13 protein-coding genes and 2 pseudogenes are annotated in these 15905 nt (G+C 61.2%); 11 read left to right on the plus strand and 4 right to left on the minus strand.

Annotated features, from left to right (window positions below):
* Nucleotides 1-258: 258 nt before the first annotated feature.
* From GCT13_RS35930 to GCT13_RS35945, 4 genes and pseudogenes are all read left to right on the plus strand, one after another.
* Nucleotides 259-1275 carry an AraC family transcriptional regulator gene (locus tag GCT13_RS35930; protein ID WP_152766501.1) on the plus strand — a complete coding sequence of 339 codons (1017 nt, stop codon included), beginning with the start codon at nucleotides 259-261 and terminating at the stop codon, nucleotides 1273-1275.
* A gap of 981 nt (nucleotides 1276-2256) precedes the next feature.
* Nucleotides 2257-3055, plus strand: a pseudogene (locus GCT13_RS35935) (MFS transporter).
* 81 nt (nucleotides 3056-3136) lie between these two features.
* Entirely contained in the window at nucleotides 3137-3901 is a 765-nt protein-coding gene (locus GCT13_RS35940; RefSeq protein WP_152766548.1) for a nitroreductase, read from the plus strand.
* Between the two features lie 14 nt (nucleotides 3902-3915).
* Nucleotides 3916-5568 carry an acyl-CoA synthetase gene (locus GCT13_RS35945; protein ID WP_152766503.1) on the plus strand — a complete coding sequence of 551 codons (1653 nt, stop codon included), beginning with the start codon at nucleotides 3916-3918 and terminating at the stop codon, nucleotides 5566-5568.
* A 256-nt stretch (nucleotides 5569-5824) separates the two neighbouring features.
* Here the strand turns inward: GCT13_RS35945 and GCT13_RS35950 are convergent, their stop codons facing one another.
* The 3 genes from GCT13_RS35950 to GCT13_RS35960 form a co-directional block, all read right to left on the minus strand.
* Nucleotides 5825-6040 carry a CDGSH iron-sulfur domain-containing protein gene (locus GCT13_RS35950; RefSeq protein WP_152766505.1) on the minus strand — a complete coding sequence of 72 codons (216 nt, stop codon included), beginning with the start codon at nucleotides 6038-6040 and terminating at the stop codon, nucleotides 5825-5827.
* Nucleotides 6041-6085: 45 nt separating this feature from the next.
* Nucleotides 6086-7306, minus strand: a complete 1221-nt coding sequence (locus GCT13_RS35955; protein ID WP_152766507.1) for an RtcB family protein — start codon at nucleotides 7304-7306, stop codon at nucleotides 6086-6088.
* Between the two features lie 506 nt (nucleotides 7307-7812).
* Nucleotides 7813-8520, minus strand: a complete 708-nt coding sequence (locus tag GCT13_RS35960) for a GntR family transcriptional regulator (RefSeq protein WP_152766509.1) — start codon at nucleotides 8518-8520, stop codon at nucleotides 7813-7815.
* A 175-nt stretch (nucleotides 8521-8695) separates the two neighbouring features.
* Between GCT13_RS35960 and GCT13_RS35965 the strand changes: the two genes are divergently transcribed.
* The 3 genes and pseudogenes from GCT13_RS35965 to GCT13_RS51400 all read left to right on the plus strand — a co-directional run.
* The gene (locus GCT13_RS35965) at nucleotides 8696-9454 is read left to right on the plus strand and encodes an SDR family NAD(P)-dependent oxidoreductase (RefSeq protein ID WP_321574849.1); all 759 of its coding nucleotides are present in this window, start codon (nucleotides 8696-8698) and stop codon (nucleotides 9452-9454) included.
* Between the two features lie 92 nt (nucleotides 9455-9546).
* On the plus strand, nucleotides 9547-10503 hold the full coding sequence (locus GCT13_RS35970) for a sugar-binding protein (protein WP_152766511.1): 957 nt from the start codon (nucleotides 9547-9549) through the stop codon (nucleotides 10501-10503).
* A 31-nt stretch (nucleotides 10504-10534) separates the two neighbouring features.
* Nucleotides 10535-10993 (plus strand): annotated as a pseudogene (locus GCT13_RS51400) (ATP-binding cassette domain-containing protein); the annotation flags it as partial.
* A gap of 33 nt (nucleotides 10994-11026) precedes the next feature.
* On the opposite strand, the gene GCT13_RS49830 reads toward GCT13_RS51400, so the two are convergent.
* Nucleotides 11027-11332: a hypothetical protein gene (locus GCT13_RS49830; RefSeq protein WP_227747191.1), complete on the minus strand. Its 306-nt coding sequence runs from the start codon at nucleotides 11330-11332 to the stop codon at nucleotides 11027-11029.
* A gap of 22 nt (nucleotides 11333-11354) precedes the next feature.
* Between GCT13_RS49830 and GCT13_RS49835 the strand changes: the two genes are divergently transcribed.
* Genes GCT13_RS49835 through GCT13_RS35990 form a run of 4 tightly spaced genes read left to right on the plus strand, consistent with a single transcriptional unit; the run spans nucleotide 11355 to nucleotide 15782 of the window.
* A complete protein-coding gene (locus tag GCT13_RS49835; protein WP_321574851.1) occupies nucleotides 11355-12035 on the plus strand; it encodes an ATP-binding cassette domain-containing protein in 681 nt (226 codons plus the stop codon).
* Nucleotides 12036-12053: 18 nt separating this feature from the next.
* Nucleotides 12054-13043 carry an ABC transporter permease gene (locus GCT13_RS35980; protein ID WP_152766513.1) on the plus strand — a complete coding sequence of 330 codons (990 nt, stop codon included), beginning with the start codon at nucleotides 12054-12056 and terminating at the stop codon, nucleotides 13041-13043.
* A gap of 24 nt (nucleotides 13044-13067) precedes the next feature.
* Complete coding sequence (locus GCT13_RS35985) at nucleotides 13068-13964, plus strand: amidohydrolase family protein (protein WP_152766515.1); 897 nt, start codon at nucleotides 13068-13070, stop codon at nucleotides 13962-13964.
* A 39-nt stretch (nucleotides 13965-14003) separates the two neighbouring features.
* Nucleotides 14004-15782, plus strand: coding sequence for an IlvD/Edd family dehydratase (locus GCT13_RS35990; protein ID WP_152766517.1), 1779 nt, complete (start codon nucleotides 14004-14006; stop codon nucleotides 15780-15782).
* The last annotated feature ends 123 nt before the right edge of the window (nucleotides 15783-15905 follow it).

Consider the following 15905-nt stretch of genomic DNA (forward strand, 5'->3'; position numbering starts at 1 on the left):
GACCGCCATGCTGTATGACCTCGGCCAACAATGCCACACTCGCGACGACGAACCGAGTGGCCATGGTAAGCGGCAGACGGGCGTGCGCACATGCCCATAGACCTCTTCATGCGTGCGCCCTTCGGACATATTGGGTGGGGCGTGGGTCGCCTGCCAGCGCTCTTTAGCCGACGACTGCCCGCGCTGAGTCGGGTAGCCGGTTTCACTTGCGCCCGGCAGCGATTAACATCCGTACACTTTCCGTGGGTGAGCCTGACCATGAATGACGCTCAAGACAAGGGCACAACATCTATCAGCCTGGTACGTGAGGCAATTCTCGTGGCAACACAACGGAATCTTGATGTTTCGGCCGTCCTCCAGCACGCTGGAATCGCGGCAGAATTGTTGAATGCGCCGAGAGCGCGTGTGCCGGCGTTGGCCTTTTCGCGCCTGTGGGCGGCTCTGGCCGACTTGATGGACGATGAGTTCTTTGGTCTCGACAGCCACGCACTGCGCCGGGGTAGTTACGCTCTGATGTGTCACGCGGTGCTGCATGCGGACAATCTGGAACACGCGCTGCGTCGCATGCTGAAGTTCCTGCGTGCCGTTCTCGACGACATTCACGGGGAGTTGCGCTGCGAAGGCGAGCATGCAGTGATCATCTTGCATGACGATGGGCGGACACGCCGGCTCTTTGCCTACGGGACGTGGTTCATCCTCGTGCACGGTCTTGCATGCTGGCTCGCACGCAGACGGATTCCACTGATCGAGATGAGGTTTCGCGCGTCCGCACCAATCGATGACAGCGACTACCGCATGCGCTTCTGCGAGGATGTCACGTTCTCCGCAGAGGAGACCCTGATCCGGTTCGATCGCAGTTTCCTCGGCCTCAAACTGTCCGGGACGGAAGCGAGCCTGCGTGTATTCCTGGAGAATGCACCAGCCAATATCCTGGTCAAGTATCGCAATGAATCGAGCACTACGGCCCTGGTCAGGCGCCGACTAAGAAACCAGGCCCCCGACGACTGGCCGGACCTCGACGCGCTATCGCGGTTACTGAATCTATCCGCGGCCACGCTGCAACGCCGCCTGCTGGCCGAAGGCACGAACTACCGGCAACTGAAAGACGAATTGCGCCGTGACATCGCAATCGACTTGTTTTCCAGCAGTTCTCTCACGGTCGCCGAAGTCGCTGCACGGACTGGATTTCAGGAAACCAGTGCTTTTCACAGGGCCTTCAGGAAGTGGACGGGGGCCAGCCCGGGAATGTACCGCCACGGTAGGCCGGACTCTTAACATTAGAACTCGTACTGTTGTCATAGCGGAATTGGAGCGCTCCGACTTGCTTGTACGTCTGAGCGGTCGAAAGGCTCGATCCTCGTTTCCAAACGAGCGTTGCGCGAAAGCATGGCTGCCGAGGCTAGGTAAAGCAAAGCCGTGCAACCGATGAATCGCATATAGGCGGGCAGCGCCGAAGCGGCATTCCACTCATCCTCACTTGAATTCTCGGGGTGATGGGCAGCCAACACACGAAGCACAACGAAAGCCCAGCGTGTCCACGCACCTCATGCAAACTGAGGCCGGCGGGCATGGATTGGTGTCCCAGCCAGGCTGACACTGCAATCGCGTTCGGCAAATAAGAACAAGCCTCACGCCCGGTTGCGCAGAGTAACCGGAGTTGCTCCACGGGAGCCCCGCACTTGATAACCATCGCAAGATAAGTAATCGCTGTGCCGGGCGGTTACCGCACGCCCGGAATTGCGAGCGCTGACGCGACTGGGCGCATATGTTCCGGCCCGATGCAAAGCATCACGTCATCAACGAAGCACTACGGCACCCAGCTCGCCGCCACACTGACCGGGGTCATCGCATTCCAGATACCCCCGTTATACGGCACGCGGCTCCACCATCGCGCGGAGCTGATCGATGCGGATCATCCCCGGTTGTAGCAGCTTCTCGGCTCGCAACGGCAAACCGATGCAGGTTGGCCCGATATGGTCGTTCTCCTGACGCCCCGAGAACCGATTTCTCCAACTGGAAATCGGTGTCGTCGCCTGACAAATCCGCGGGCTGCCCCCAGTGGCGCGACGCCGGAAAGCGGGTGTTCGGTGACCTCATTCAGGTTGAAGTTGATGGACATGGATTGTCGGCTGCGTCCGCCTGACACTGGTTACAGCGCGACGGCGACGGTCGATCCCGGCGCCACAAGGCGGCCGTGTCGAGGGCGCCGTTAGCTCGCGCGGATTTCATGCACGACATTAAACCCAAGGAGATGACATGAATCAGATCGACGTGCACTCACTAGCCGGTCAGGCCAGATTCAATTGCTTTCACACCCTTGTCCTGTTCTGGTGTGTCTTAATGCTGATACTCGACGGCTACGATCTCGCGGTCGTGGGTGCAGCGCTGCCATCGATCATGAAGGACATGCGCATCGACGCGACCAGCGCCCGCATCATGGCCGGCTCAACGCTTCTTGGCGTCATGGTCGGGGCCGTTTTCCTTGGCACGCTGGCTGACCGTTTCGGCCGCCCAATGATGATGTGCGTTTGCGTGGCCTTGTTCAGTCTATTCACGGCGGGCGCCGGGTTCACGAGCGATCCCATCAGTTTCAGCGCAACGCGCTTCATCGCTGGCCTGGGCATTGGCGGAGTCTTGCCGATTGTCACCGCGCAGATGGCGGAGTTTTCGCCCAACGCTCTGCGTACACGATTGGTGACACTGGTATTCGCAGGATATTCCATTGGCGGGATTCGTTGTATTCGTTGTCGGCGCATCGACGCTGGGTACGCAATTGCTTGCCTACGCTTATGCGGGAGACTTCTATCCTCATGCGATCCGATCTACCGGTGTTGGCTTTGCTTCTGGCGTGGGCCGGATCGGTGCGATTGTGGCTCCGATGCTCATTGGTTGGCTCGTGTCCCTGAAGCTGCCGCTGGAACAGAATTTCATGGCAATCGGCCTGGCTGGCCTCATCGGCGCGGCGGCGGTGACGCTGATCAACCAGACACGTGCCGACTCGTATCGCTCAAACAGTGCGCCTGTTGTCGCGGTTCAGGGTAGCGCGGGCCGCTAACGCTCCTGCCATAGCAGCTTAATCGCCGAGATTCTTGCGAACAACACGGCTCGTATGGGCTCTACCCTCAACAAACGCCACATGGCTCAGTGCAAAGAACCTTTCAATGCCGGCATCGAAATGGACCGTCTATCTCCTCCTCCCTTGAACTCGTTTGCCGACGTGGCCCGAGCCGTCGATTGGGCGCTCGTCACGCGGCGCAGCGTCCGTGCTTTCCTGCCCACGCCGGTTCCTCGCGAGCAAATCGAGACCATCCTCGACGTGGCTCGCTTCAGCGCAACTGGCGTCAACATCCAGCCCTGGCATGTGCATGTCGTGACAGGCGCAATGAAGTCCCGCCTGTCTGCCGCCATCAACGAAATCAATGACGATCCCGGCCGCAGCTCCGGCCTGGACGAGCCCTACGATTACTACCCGCGCGAATGGATCGCACCATATGTGGATCGCCGGCGTGCTGTTGGTTGGAACCTGTATGGCCTGCTAGGCATCGAGAAGGGTGACAAGGAGCGGATGCACGTCCAGCACGGTCGCAACTACAGCTTCTTTGATGCACCCGTGGGCCTCTTCTTTACGGTTGACCGGGTCATGCGTGAAGGAAGTCTGCTCGACACGGGGATGTTCCTGCAAAGCGTCATGATCGCCGCCCGGGCGCGGGGCCTCGACACCTGCCCGCAGGCGGCTTTCAACAAGTTCCACCGTGTCATCGCCCACGAACTGTCCATTCCCGACAGCCAGATGTTGGTCTGCGGAATGAGTCTGGGTTATGCGGATCACAGCTGCATCGAGAACACTCTGGTAACGGAGCGCAGTCCGGTACGCGACTTCACTACTTTTTATAATGAATGAATGGAGACAAAGTCATGAGTGCAACGGCCTATTCGCGAGGACTTGAGAAGAACGCGGCAAACCACGTTCCATTGACGCCCTTGACCTTTCTCGATCGAACCGCCGACGTCTATCCGAATCGAACAGCGATCATTCATGGCGACTTCCGGCAGACGTGGGCGAAAACGCGCGAGCGTTGCTATCGCTTCGCGTCGGCGCTCGTTCAGTTGGGGATTGAAACAGGCGACACGGTGTCGATCATTGCGCCGAACACCCCGGCCATGCTTGAGGCACACTTCGGCGTCCCTCTCTCGGGGGCCGTTCTCAATGCCATTAATTGCCGCCTTGATGCTGAGGGCATTGCATTCATTCTGCGCCACGGAGAATGCAAACTCCTGCTCGTGGACCGGGAATTTGCACCGCTCGTTGAGAAAGCATTGCAGTCAGTTCCCAATCCGCCGCGCTTGATAGACATCAACGATCACGAAGCACCTGACGGTCCCACCATCGGGGAAACTGACTATGAGTCGCTGCTGGCGAGCGGTGATCCGGCATTTGCGGGCCGCCGCCCGGCCGATGAGTGGACTCCGATCGCCTTAAACTACACCTCGGGCACCACTGGCGACCCGAAAGGCGTCGTTCCGAGCCACCGGGGCACGTATCTGATGAGCCTGTTGCAGATGACGAACTGGCCGCTCCCCCGTGCCCCGATTTACCTGTGGACGCTTCCCATGTTCCACGCGAACGGCTGGTGCTTCACATGGGCGATTACGGCCGCAGCGGGAACGCACGTCTGTTTGCGCAAGGTGAATGCCGCGAATATTCTTTCGGCCATCGCCGAACACGGTGTCGATCATTTTTGTGCGGCACCGATTGTCCTCGCAGGCATCGCGAGCATGCCCAAATCGGAACGGCAGCCGCCGCCGCGTCGTGTGCGGGTCCTTACCGCAGGCTCGCCGGCGCCCGCGGCTGTTCTCGAGGCCGTTGGCGAAATGGGTTTCGACGTCGACCACGTCTTTGGAATCACCGAGATTGCCGGTACGCCAATCAGCTGTGCATGGCACGACGAGTGGGATACGTTGCCGCCGGAGCAGCAAGGGAAATTGAAAGCGCGGCAAGGTGTACGTGCGGCTGCGTTCGAGAACATGTCCGTCGCCGATCCTGCGACGCTTGAGCCGGTGCCAGCCGATAGCAAATCTTGCGGCGAGGTTATGGTCCGGGGGAATACGGTAATGATGGGATACTTCAAGAATGCCGACGCAACGGCAAAAGCTTTCGCCGGGGGTTGGTTTCATACCGGAGATCTTGCGGTCGTTCACCCAGACGGCTATATCCAGATCACAGACCGCTCCAAGGACGTCATCATCTCGGGGGGAGAAAATATCTCGTCTGTAGAAGTGGAGGAGGTCATCTATCGCATGTCCGGCGTGCTCAACGTGGCCGTCGTCGCTCAGCCGGATGACAAATGGGGCGAGACTCCCTGTGCGTTTGTCGAACTGAGGCCGGACGCCTCCAACATCACTGAGCAGGATGTCATCTTGTTCTGCCGGGAGCGGCTAGCGCATTTCAAATGCCCTCGTCGCGTGATTTTCGGGGAATTGCCCAAGACCGCTACAGGCAAAATCCAGAAGTTTCGTCTGAGGGAGCAAGCGGGCAGCCAGGTAGCGATCACGAGGTTGGCGGGTTGAAGCTGTTGGTCGGCTGAGCGTGGCATGCGCTGTAAAGTGCGACTACGGTCAAGTGCGGCTGTAGTCGTGCGTACCCGCGCCCTATGTGCCGAAAAAACCGAGATGCCCCCGCCGCCCACACGCGGTGTGACGGGCCGCTCGCCGTCCGATACCTGACATTGAGACGATGAAAGCGCGAGAGTCGCCTATGGGTCGGGAAGAGTCTTTCGGTGGCCCTGAAAAGAGTCATTCACGCTCGTCCCGCGACGGCGCAAATCTATTGCTTACCTGCCCCCTCATCCAGATCACTCTTAAACTCTATCTTCCGATGCGACCCGTCGCAAAACGGCTTGTTATTCGAGTGCCCGCAACGGCAGAGCCAGATCTCATCTTTCTCGACTTGAATCTGCCTGCCCCCTTGCGTCGTGATCGTGAATTCACCTTTGATATGATACGGACCGTTATTCCTCGGGGTGATGATTGCCGTTGCCATATCCACCTCCTACGAATTGACTGACCGTCGCAAGCCAATCAGAGCCTAACCCTTCACGCAAACCACCTGCCGCAGCGTATGAACCACCTCGACCAGGCTCCGCTGCGCGGCCATCACGGCGTCGATGTCCTTATAGGCCATCGGAATTTCATCGACGACCCCCGCATCCTTTCGGCATTCGACGTGCGCCGTCGCCCTGATCTGATCGTGGACCGTGAAACGCCGTTTGGCCTCCTTCCGGCTCATCGCGCGCCCGGCGCCGTGACTGCATGAGCAGAAGCTCTCTTCGTTGCCGAGACCGCGCACGATGAAGCTCTTCGCGCCCATCGAACCCGGAATGATGCCGAGCTCACCCGCTCGCGCCGACACCGCCCCTTTACGCGTCACGAACACGTCGGCACCGAAGTGCCGCTCCTTCTGCACGTAATTGTGGTGGCAGTTCACCGCGTGCCCGTCGATGGTGAAGGGTTTGCCGATAGCCGTGCGCACCGCGCCGATCACGGCATTCATCATGACCTCACGGTTGCGGAGCGCGTACTCCTGCGCCCAGCCGAGCGCCTCCACATAGTCGTCGAAGTGCCGGCTGCCTTCCTTGAAGTACGCGAGGTCTTTGTCCGGAAGATTCGCAAGGTGTTGACGCATGTCGGCCTGAGCCAGCTCGATGAAGAGGCTCCCGATCGCGTTGCCCACGCCGCGCGATCCGCTGTGCAGCATGAACCAGACGCCGTCATCTTCGTCGAGGCATACCTCGATGAAGTGATTGCCGGTGCCGAGCGTGCCCACGTGCACATGGTTGTTGGTGCGCGCGAGGGAAGGGTACTTGTCGACGATGCGCTGAAAACCGGGCGCCAGCAGTTTCCAGGCCTCGTCGACGGCGGGCGGCGGACGCGACCATGCGCCTGGGTCGCGTCGCCCCGGCGCACCGCCGTGCGGCACGGCACGCTCGATCGCGCCCCGCACGCCGGAAAGCGAATCGGGCAGGTCGGCGGCCGTCAGCGTCGTGCGAACCGCCATCATTCCGCAGCCGATATCCACACCCACCGCCGACGGGATGATCGCGCCTTGTGTAGGAATCACGCTGCCGATCGTCGACCCCTTGCCTACGTGCACGTCCGGCATTACGGCAAGGTGCCTGAACACGAACGGCATGCGGGCCGTGTTTCTCAGTTGCTGGCGAGCCGCCTCCTCAATCGCGACGCCCTGCGTCCACATCTTCACGGCCTTGCCGCTTGCCACTTCCATCAGTTGATAATCGACCAGGCTCATGTCTCTGTCCCTTCGTCAGCTTCGCTCATCGGCACGGGTGTCAGTGCGCGGCGTATGACCTTAGCGTGAGCCGGTTTTTCCGTTTCGACAACCGGCCCATCACGATCGTCTTTATCAGTTCGGATCCGATGGCACAGGTCGCTGGAGATGAATAATTGGCCCGCCGAAAAGGCCAGTTCATGTCGCTCAGCGCGGGATGTCGGACGACCGCTGTTCCCGAGTAAGCTGCCGTTGCGGCGACGAAGCTTCGAACGACGGCAGTGGGTCGACCGCTGCCCGATGCCGATCGTGCGAGCGAAGATGGCCGCGCTAGCTCGTCCACGGACAGGGGACGGCCATCAAGAGACACTCGTCAGCCAGTTAATGGAGGCCGTACTAAGGCGTAGAGCAGTCATCGGCTATTAAGAGATGTATCGTGCCTGACGGCTTCAATATCGCGGCTGTCAGCGATGAAGGTATATGTCGGTCGCGGAAAACTGACGTGTGGTGATCGCGGCGTCCTCGCACTAGCGCGGCGTTCGCTTTGATTCGGCTCCGTGTTCCGTGCGGAAAAAACCGCGCACCGCAGCAAGATAGGTGTCGAGCGAAGGCCCCAGATGCTTCCGACATAGCTCGACGAGATCGTCGCGCTTGCCGTTTCTGATGGCGACGACCATCGCCGCGTGTTCGTCACGCGCGAGCGACAGGTGCGTATCGCTAGCTGAAGTATAAAAACGCGCGCCGTGCACCTTCTGCGCCGAATTGCGGATCATCTCAGCGAGATAAGGATTCCCGCAGGCCGAAAACAGATGGTTGTGGAACTCCATGTTTGTGTGGAACGCGCCACGATAGTCTTTCGCGTCGACGGCGCGAGCGTGCGCCTGCTGGATCTTCTCCAGTTCCTCGACGAACACTGTCGCGCCTGGCAGCGGAATCTGCTCGGCTGCCAGTACCTCGAGCACCTCGCGAACCGAGTAAATCTGCTGCACCTCGGTCGGACTCAGCATGCGTACCGACGCGCCCTTGTTCGGCACGTGCTCGACCAATCCCATTCGCTCGAGTTCGAAAATCGCCTCGCGCACGACGTGCTTCTTGCAGTCGAATTCCGCCGCCAGCTTGTCCTCGACGATCCGTTCGCGCGGCAATAACCACCCGAGGACGATCTGCTCCTCGAGTGCCTCGACGATCTGCCGAACCTGATGTGTCGAGTGTTTGCGCGTGCCTGTGTCCGTCATGAATGCCTTGTGAAAGGGATGAAATGCGCCGATTTTAGTCGGCCCTCTGTTGCACTGCCACCCCCCCAATCATATCGTCAAAAAAATCATTGACAATTGTTTTGATGATAGTCACAGTGCGTACCCATCAGACATATCAAGAAAATTACGAGCAGCGGATCTGGAGGAGGACAGCGTGAAGAAGAGGCTTCAAGGCAAGCGGATCGTCATCACCGGCGCGGTCGACAATATCGGCAAGGCGGCGGTTGCTGCGTTCGTCGAGGAAGGCGCGAAAGTCGTGATCGGCGATATTGACGGCGCGCGCGGTGAAAAGGTCGCAGCGGAATTCGGCCCGAACGTCAGATTCATCCGGGTCGATGTCACCGACGACGCGAGCGTCAGACGACTGATCGATGACGGGGCAGATTGGCTTGGCGGGCTGGACGTGCTCGCGCAGAACGCCGGCGCGATGACCTCAGGCGCCATCACCGAACTCGATCCGTCAACCTTCGACAAACTCTTCGCCGTCAACGTGCGCGGCCTTTTCCTGGGCGCCAAGTACGCCGTGCCGCATCTGCGGCGCGCGGGCGGCGGCTCGATCATCAACACCGCTTCGCTCGCCGGCAAGCGCGGCCAGCCGGGGCTGACGGTCTATTCGGCATCGAAGGGCGCAGTCATTGCGTTCGGCACGACGCTCGCGCTCGAACTCGCGAAAGACCGCATCCGCGTGAATACGATCTGCCCGGGCTGGATCGATACGACGTTCAACGATCCGATTGTCGGCTACATGGGCGGCCGCGGCGTGCAGGACGAAAAGGTCGCCGCCGCGGTTCCGCTTGGCCGTCAGGGAATGTCGTCGGAGGTCGCACCGCTTTTCGTGTTTCTCGCGTCGGATGAGTCGTCGTACGTCAACGCTCAGGCGCTGCTTGTCGACGGCGGCACCTTCAACGCCTGAACCGGCTTGCTCGCCCACGAAAGCGGCTGCCGCCGCGCTCACTCCAACAAGCACCTCAACCACATCCTCTCAAGAGGAATCAGGAGACATTCATGGTTCGCAATCTGTCGCTCGTCGCGCTGTCAGCAGTGCTGTGTGCGGCGTCGGTCACGCATGTATCGGCCGCCGAAAAAAAGCAGCTCTACTTTGTCGCGAACGGCGCAGTCGATTTCTGGAAGCTTGCCGAGGCCGGCATGAAGAAGGCGCAAGCCGAACTGCCCGGCTATACGATGGAAATGAAGTATCCCGAACAGGCGTCGGCAGCAGTGCAGAGCCGGCTGCTCGACGATCTGGTTGCGAACGGTGCATCGGGCATCATCCTGAGCGCAGTCGACCAGAAGACCCAGACGACCGAACTGGACAAGGTCGCGGGCCAAAGCCTGCTCGTCACCACCGACAGCGACGCACCCGACAGCAAGCGCGCGTTTTACCTCGGTTCGAGCAACCTGCAGGCGGGCCATCAGGCCGCCGACATTCTGAAGAAGGCGATGCCCAACGGCGGCGTCTGCGTCGCGTTTGCCGCAACGCCCGGATCGGACAACGCAGTGCAACGTCTCAAGGGCATGCGCGAAGGCCTGCAAGGCACGAACATCAAGATCGATAGCATTCGCTCGGACGAGATGGACCAGGCGCGCGCGCAACGCAACGTCGCCGACATTCTCGCGGCGCGCAGCGACGTGAATTGCATGATCGGCGTGTTCGCGTACAACACGCCGCAGATCTATCTCGCGCTCCAGCAAGCCGGCAAGGTCGGCAAGGTGACCGTGGTCGGCTTCGACAACGATCAGGGCACGCTCGTCGGGATCAAGGCGGGCGCAGTCGCGGGCACCGTGGTGCAGCAGCCGTTCCAGTGGGGCTATCTCGGCATGAAGTACATGGCCCGGTACCTGCAGGGCGACAAGTCTTTCATCCCCGCGAATCACGAGATCATCGTACCGACGCAGATCATCGACAAGTCGAACGTCGATGGATTCATGGCGCAGGTGAAGACCTGGCTCGGCAAGAAGTGACACGGTGCGCCGCTGATTCCCGGAGCCGCCTATGAATGCCCCCCTGCTTTCGCTGTCGAGCATCACAAAGGACTATGGCGCGGTGCGCGCGTTGAAAAACGTGTCGTTTTCCATCGACGCAGGCGAGGTGGTCGGGCTGATCGGCGAGAACGGTGCGGGCAAATCGACGCTCATGAAAGTGCTTGGCGGCGTGATCGAGCCGACCTCGGGTTCGATCATGATCGAGGGACGCGAGCACGATGCACTCACCGTTCAGCAGTCGCTCGGCGCCGGCATTGCATTTGTGCATCAGGAACTGAACCTGTTCGAGAACCTCGATGTCGCCGCGAACGTATTCATCGGCCGCGAGCCGCGTCGAGGCGGGCTGTTGAAGCTGGTCGACAACCGGGCGTTGCACGCACGCGTGAAGCCGCTGCTGCAGCGTCTCGGCTGCGATTTTCACGCGGACACGCCAGTTGCGGAACTGTCGATTGCACAATGCCAGATGCTCGAAATCGTGAAGGCACTGTCGCTCGACGCGAAGCTAATCATCATGGACGAGCCCACGTCGAGCCTGACGACCGCCGAGACGAACCGTCTGCTGAGCGTCGTCGACGGGCTGAAGAAGAGTGGCGTGGCGATTATTTTCATCACACATCGGCTGAGCGAGATCGAGCGGTGCGCGGACCGCGTAATCGGTTTGCGCGACGGCTCGATGGTCGGCACGCTCGCGCGCGAGGAAATCGGCCGTGACGCGATGATCAGGCTGATGATCGGTCGCAGCCTGAAGACGCTCTATCAGCCGCCGGCCGCGGATCCGGGTGCAGCCGTGCTGGAACTCGTTTGTCACGCGCACGTGGCGAGCGAGCGAGGTGACGCTCGGACTGCGCGGTGGCGAGATTCTCGGCATGGCCGGCCTGATTGGCGCAGGACGCACGGAGCTCGCGCGCGCAATCTTCGGAATCGACATGCCGGAGCGCGGAACGATGCGACTGGACGGCGAGCCACTCGCCATCGGTGCTCCGCGCGACGCCATCGCGCGCGGCATTTTTCTGATACCGGAAGACCGCAAGCGATCGGGCCTGGTGCTCGACGATTCGATCACGCAGAACGTGTCGCTGGCGAGCCTCAAGGCGCTTTCGCGAGGCGGATTGATCGACGTGCAGGCCGAGCGTCGCATCGCCGAGGAGCAACGCCGCGCACTGCGCATCAAGACGCCCGATGTCGACACGCCGGCCGCATCGCTGTCGGGCGGCAATCAGCAGAAAGTGGTGCTCGGGAAGTGGCTGTGCATGAGCCCGCGTGTCGTGATCTTCGACGAACCGACGCGCGGCGTCGACGCGGGCGCAAAGAGCGAGATCTACGCGCTGATGCGCGAACTCGCCGACCGCGGCGTGGCGATCCTGATGATTTCGAGCGACATGGAAGAAGTCATCGGCGTCAGCGACCGGGTCGCGGTGATGCACGAAGGCGCGATCAGGGGCATTCTTGATCGCGACCGCTTGAGCGAGGCGAACATCATGCATCTCGCGATTAGCAAGGTTCTACATTGAAGCGAAAGGCGCACCGTTATGCTGAAAAAAGATCTGGGCCTGCTCGTGGTGATTCTGATAGTGGGTGCGGTGGTCGCCGCGATCAACCCGCGTTTCATTTCACCCGCGAACCTGTCGAACACTGCGAATCTGATCGGGCTTTTCGGTCTGTTCTCGATCGGCGAGGGTTTTGTCATCATCACCGGCGGCATCGACCTGTCGATCGGCGCGGTTTTCGCGTTACTCGGGGTGATCTACATCATGCTGCTTTCATCGGACGGCATGAACTGGCTCGCCGCGACCGGACTCATGGTGGCGGCGGGCGTCGTGATGGGACTGGTGCATGGCTTGCTCGTGACACGCCTCAGAATGCAGCCGTTCGTCGTCACCTTGTGCGGGCTGCTGATCTATCGCGGCGTCGCACGGTACTACACCGACGATGGCAATGCGGGATTCGATTTCGGGCAGACTTTCCCGACGCTCGAATGGCTGACCACCGGCCACGTCGCGGGCGTGCCGAACAGCTTCATCGCGTTCGTGAGCGTCGCGATCGTCATGGGGGTCGTGCTGCACAAGTCGGTGTTCGGACGGCACCTTTTCGCGGTCGGCAAGAATGAGGAAGCGGCGCGCTATTCCGGCATCAATACACGTTTCGTGATCATGTCTGCTTACGTGATCTGCTCGGTGCTCGCGGCAATCTCGTCGGTGTACTTCGCGATGTACACGCGCTCGGTCGCGCCCGCTTCGCACGGTACGTTTTATGAGTTGTACGGCATCGCGGCCGCAGTGCTCGGCGGGTGCTCGCTGCGCGGCGGCGAAGGATCGGTGCTCGGCATTGCGTTGGGCGCCGTGCTGCTGCAAGTGCTGCAAAACCTCGTCAATCTGCTCGGAATTCCGTCGTCGCTCAATTTCGCGGTGATGGGCACTGTGATCGTCATCGGCGTGCTATTCGACGGACAGTTGCAGGCGCTGCGCAAACGTCGCGCCGCGAGTGTCGCTCACGCACGGCGCGTGGTCGCAACGGAATAGCGGCTCATCGTCGAGAAAGCATTCATGCCAAACCAGGTCAGCCACGACGCGCCCTTCTGCGCACGGCCTCCGTCGACGCAAACGCGCCCCGGCACATTTGCAATGCCCGCACATGCGGTCGATGCGCACGCCCATCTGATTGGCGTGCCGCCGCGCCATCCCTGGATGCCAGACCGCGCTTACACGCCGTACGAAGCGACCGCGCAAGCGTACCTTCGCATGCTCGACGAGGTCGGCTGCGCGTTTGGCGTGCTGGTTCAGGTCAGCGTACACGGCCAGGACAACACGCTGATGCTCGACACGATGCGCGCGCACGGCGACCGGCTTCGCGGTGTCGTCGTGCCGTCGCTGTCACTTGCCGATGCCGACTATCAGGCCATGAACGACGCGGGCGCGGTCGGCATGCGCATCAATGCGATGCATGCAGGCGGCGGCATTTCGTTCGATCAGCTCGACGAATACGACGCGCTAGCGTGCGACTGGGGCTGGCATCTGCAAATGCTGGTCGACGCGCGTCAGTTGGTCGAACTCGCGCCACGGCTGTCGAGACTTCGCTCGACGCTCGTGATCGATCATATGGGACATGTCCCCGCGGCGAGTGGCGTGGAGACACCGGGCTTCACCACGCTCGTCGACATGGTGCGCGATGGTGCGTGGGTCAAGCTCTCGGGCGCCTATCGCATGAGCGAAGCGGAACCGCCATATCGCGATACGACTGCCTTCGCTCAACGGCTCGTCGACGCCGCGCGCGAGCGCTGCGTGTGGGGCTCGGACTGGCCACACGTCGCGCATTGGCGAACGATGCCGACGGTCGCGCAGTTGCTCGATACGCTCGCGCTCTGGGTGCCCGACGCCCCGACCCGCGACGCAATTCTCACGACCAACGCGCACACGCTCTATCGCTTTACGCCGCACGACTGAGCGGCCCAATCATTTGAACTTCACTGAACCCTCATACTCATGGCTGACACCAAGAAGCAGGATCGCCAAGCCGACGCTGCCGCCAATGCGACGTCGAATGACAAGACTGGCTTGCGCCGGGGACTGACGAACTACGGCGATAACGGTTTTTCCCTTTTCCTGCGCAAGGCCTTCATCAAGGGCGCGGGCTTTACCGACCGCGCGCTGGATCGTCCGGTCGTCGGTATCGTCAATACGGGCAGTGCCTTCAATCCATGCCACGGCAACGCGCCGCAACTGATCGAGGCCGTCAAGCGCGGCGTGATGCTGGCGGGCGGCCTGCCGATGGACTTTCCTACCATCTCGATCCACGAGAGTTTCTCTGCGCCGACGAGCATGTACCTGCGCAACCTCATGTCGATGGACACCGAGGAGATGCTCCGCGCGCAACCGATGGACGCGGTCGTGCTGATCGGTGGCTGCGACAAGACGGTCCCCGCGCAGTTGATGGGTGCCGCATCGGCTGGGCTGCCGGCGATCCAGCTGATCACGGGTTCGATGCTGACGGGCTCGCATCGGAGTGAACGGGTGGGCGCTTGCACCGATTGCCGGCGCTATTGGGGACGCTTTCGTGCCGAGGAGATCGATGCCACCGAAATCGATGACGTGAACAATCAGCTCGTGGCGAGCGTGGGCACGTGCTCGGTGATGGGTACCGCAAGTACGATGGCATGCATTGCCGAAGCACTCGGCATGACGGTGCCGGGTGGAGCATCGCCGCCCGCCGTGACCGCGGACCGCATGCGGATTGCGGAGCGCACAGGCGAACAGGCGGTGCATATCGCGCGCGCGCGTCTGACCATCGACAAAATCCTGACGCCCGAGGCGTTCGAGAACGCGATGCGCGTGCTGCTCGCGATCGGCGGCTCGACCAACGGGATCATCCATCTCGCAGCCATCGCGGGACGCTGCGGACTCGAGATCGACATGAAGGCCCTCGACAGAATGGGCCGCGAAACGCCTGTGCTCGTCGATCTGAAACCTTCTGGCCAGCACTATATGGAAGATTTCCATCACGCAGGCGGTATGGCGACCTTGCTTCGCGAACTGAAACCGTTGCTCAATCTCGATGCACTCACCGCGACAGGGCGCACGCTCGGGGAAGAAATCGAGCGCGCGGGCGGGGGCTTTGCGCAGGACGTCGTCAAGCCGTTCGATCAACCGATTTTTCCGCAGGGCGGCATTGCCGTACTCGAAGGCAATCTGGCGCCCGGTGGGGCGATCATCAAGCAATCTGCGGCCGATCCGACGTTGATGGAGCACACCGGACGCGCTGTCGTCTTCGAAAATGCAGAGGACATGGCCAATCGCATCGACCGTGACGATCTCGATGTCACCGCCGACGACATCCTCGTGCTGAAAAATATCGGGCCGAAAGGCGCACCGGGTATGCCTGAGGCCGGCTACATTCCGATTCCGCGCAAGCTGGCGCGAGCGGGTGCGAAAGACATCGTGCGCATTTCGGATGGCCGCATGAGTGGCACGGCGTTCGGCACCATCGTTCTGCACGTGACGCCTGAAGCGGCGGTGGGCGGACCGCTGGCGTATGTGAAAACAGGTGATCGCATCCGGCTGAGCGTCGCGGAACGCAAGCTCGAATGGCTGGTGTCCGAGGCGGAGCTCGCCGAACGCGCCCGCGCGCAGCCGGTCACGGCACCCACCGCCGGACGCGGTTATCGCAAGCTGTTCCTCGAAACGGTCACGCAGGCGGATCAGGGCGTGGACTTCGATTTCCTTCGTGCAGAAGAGGTGACGGCGAAAGTGCCGCGATCGTCCTGATAGCGGTCGCCCGTGGGCAGATCTCGGATCGTCGATAACCCCGGCCTTGACGAGTTCAGGTGGCCAGGTTTACCGAGGTCGGCCACCCTCGGCGCATTGTCGCCCGCTTCGCTCTGATTGGAC

It is taken from the genome of Paraburkholderia franconis, assembly GCF_009362735.1.
GTDB lineage: Bacteria > Pseudomonadota > Gammaproteobacteria > Burkholderiales > Burkholderiaceae > Paraburkholderia > Paraburkholderia franconis.

Coding starts and splice junctions, on each gene's coding strand:
- GCT13_RS35930 (WP_152766501.1), top strand. CDS start 259: ATGAATGACGCTCAAGACAAGGGCACAACATCTATCAGCCTGGTACGT.
- GCT13_RS35940 (WP_152766548.1), top strand. CDS start 3,137: ATGGCTCAGTGCAAAGAACCTTTCAATGCCGGCATCGAAATGGACCGT.
- GCT13_RS35945 (WP_152766503.1), top strand. CDS start 3,916: ATGAGTGCAACGGCCTATTCGCGAGGACTTGAGAAGAACGCGGCAAAC.
- GCT13_RS35950 (WP_152766505.1), bottom strand. CDS start 6,040: ATGGCAACGGCAATCATCACCCCGAGGAATAACGGTCCGTATCATATC.
- GCT13_RS35955 (WP_152766507.1), bottom strand. CDS start 7,306: ATGAGCCTGGTCGATTATCAACTGATGGAAGTGGCAAGCGGCAAGGCC.
- GCT13_RS35960 (WP_152766509.1), bottom strand. CDS start 8,520: ATGACGGACACAGGCACGCGCAAACACTCGACACATCAGGTTCGGCAG.
- GCT13_RS35970 (WP_152766511.1), top strand. CDS start 9,547: ATGGTTCGCAATCTGTCGCTCGTCGCGCTGTCAGCAGTGCTGTGTGCG.
- GCT13_RS35980 (WP_152766513.1), top strand. CDS start 12,054: ATGCTGAAAAAAGATCTGGGCCTGCTCGTGGTGATTCTGATAGTGGGT.
- GCT13_RS35985 (WP_152766515.1), top strand. CDS start 13,068: ATGCCAAACCAGGTCAGCCACGACGCGCCCTTCTGCGCACGGCCTCCG.
- GCT13_RS35990 (WP_152766517.1), top strand. CDS start 14,004: ATGGCTGACACCAAGAAGCAGGATCGCCAAGCCGACGCTGCCGCCAAT.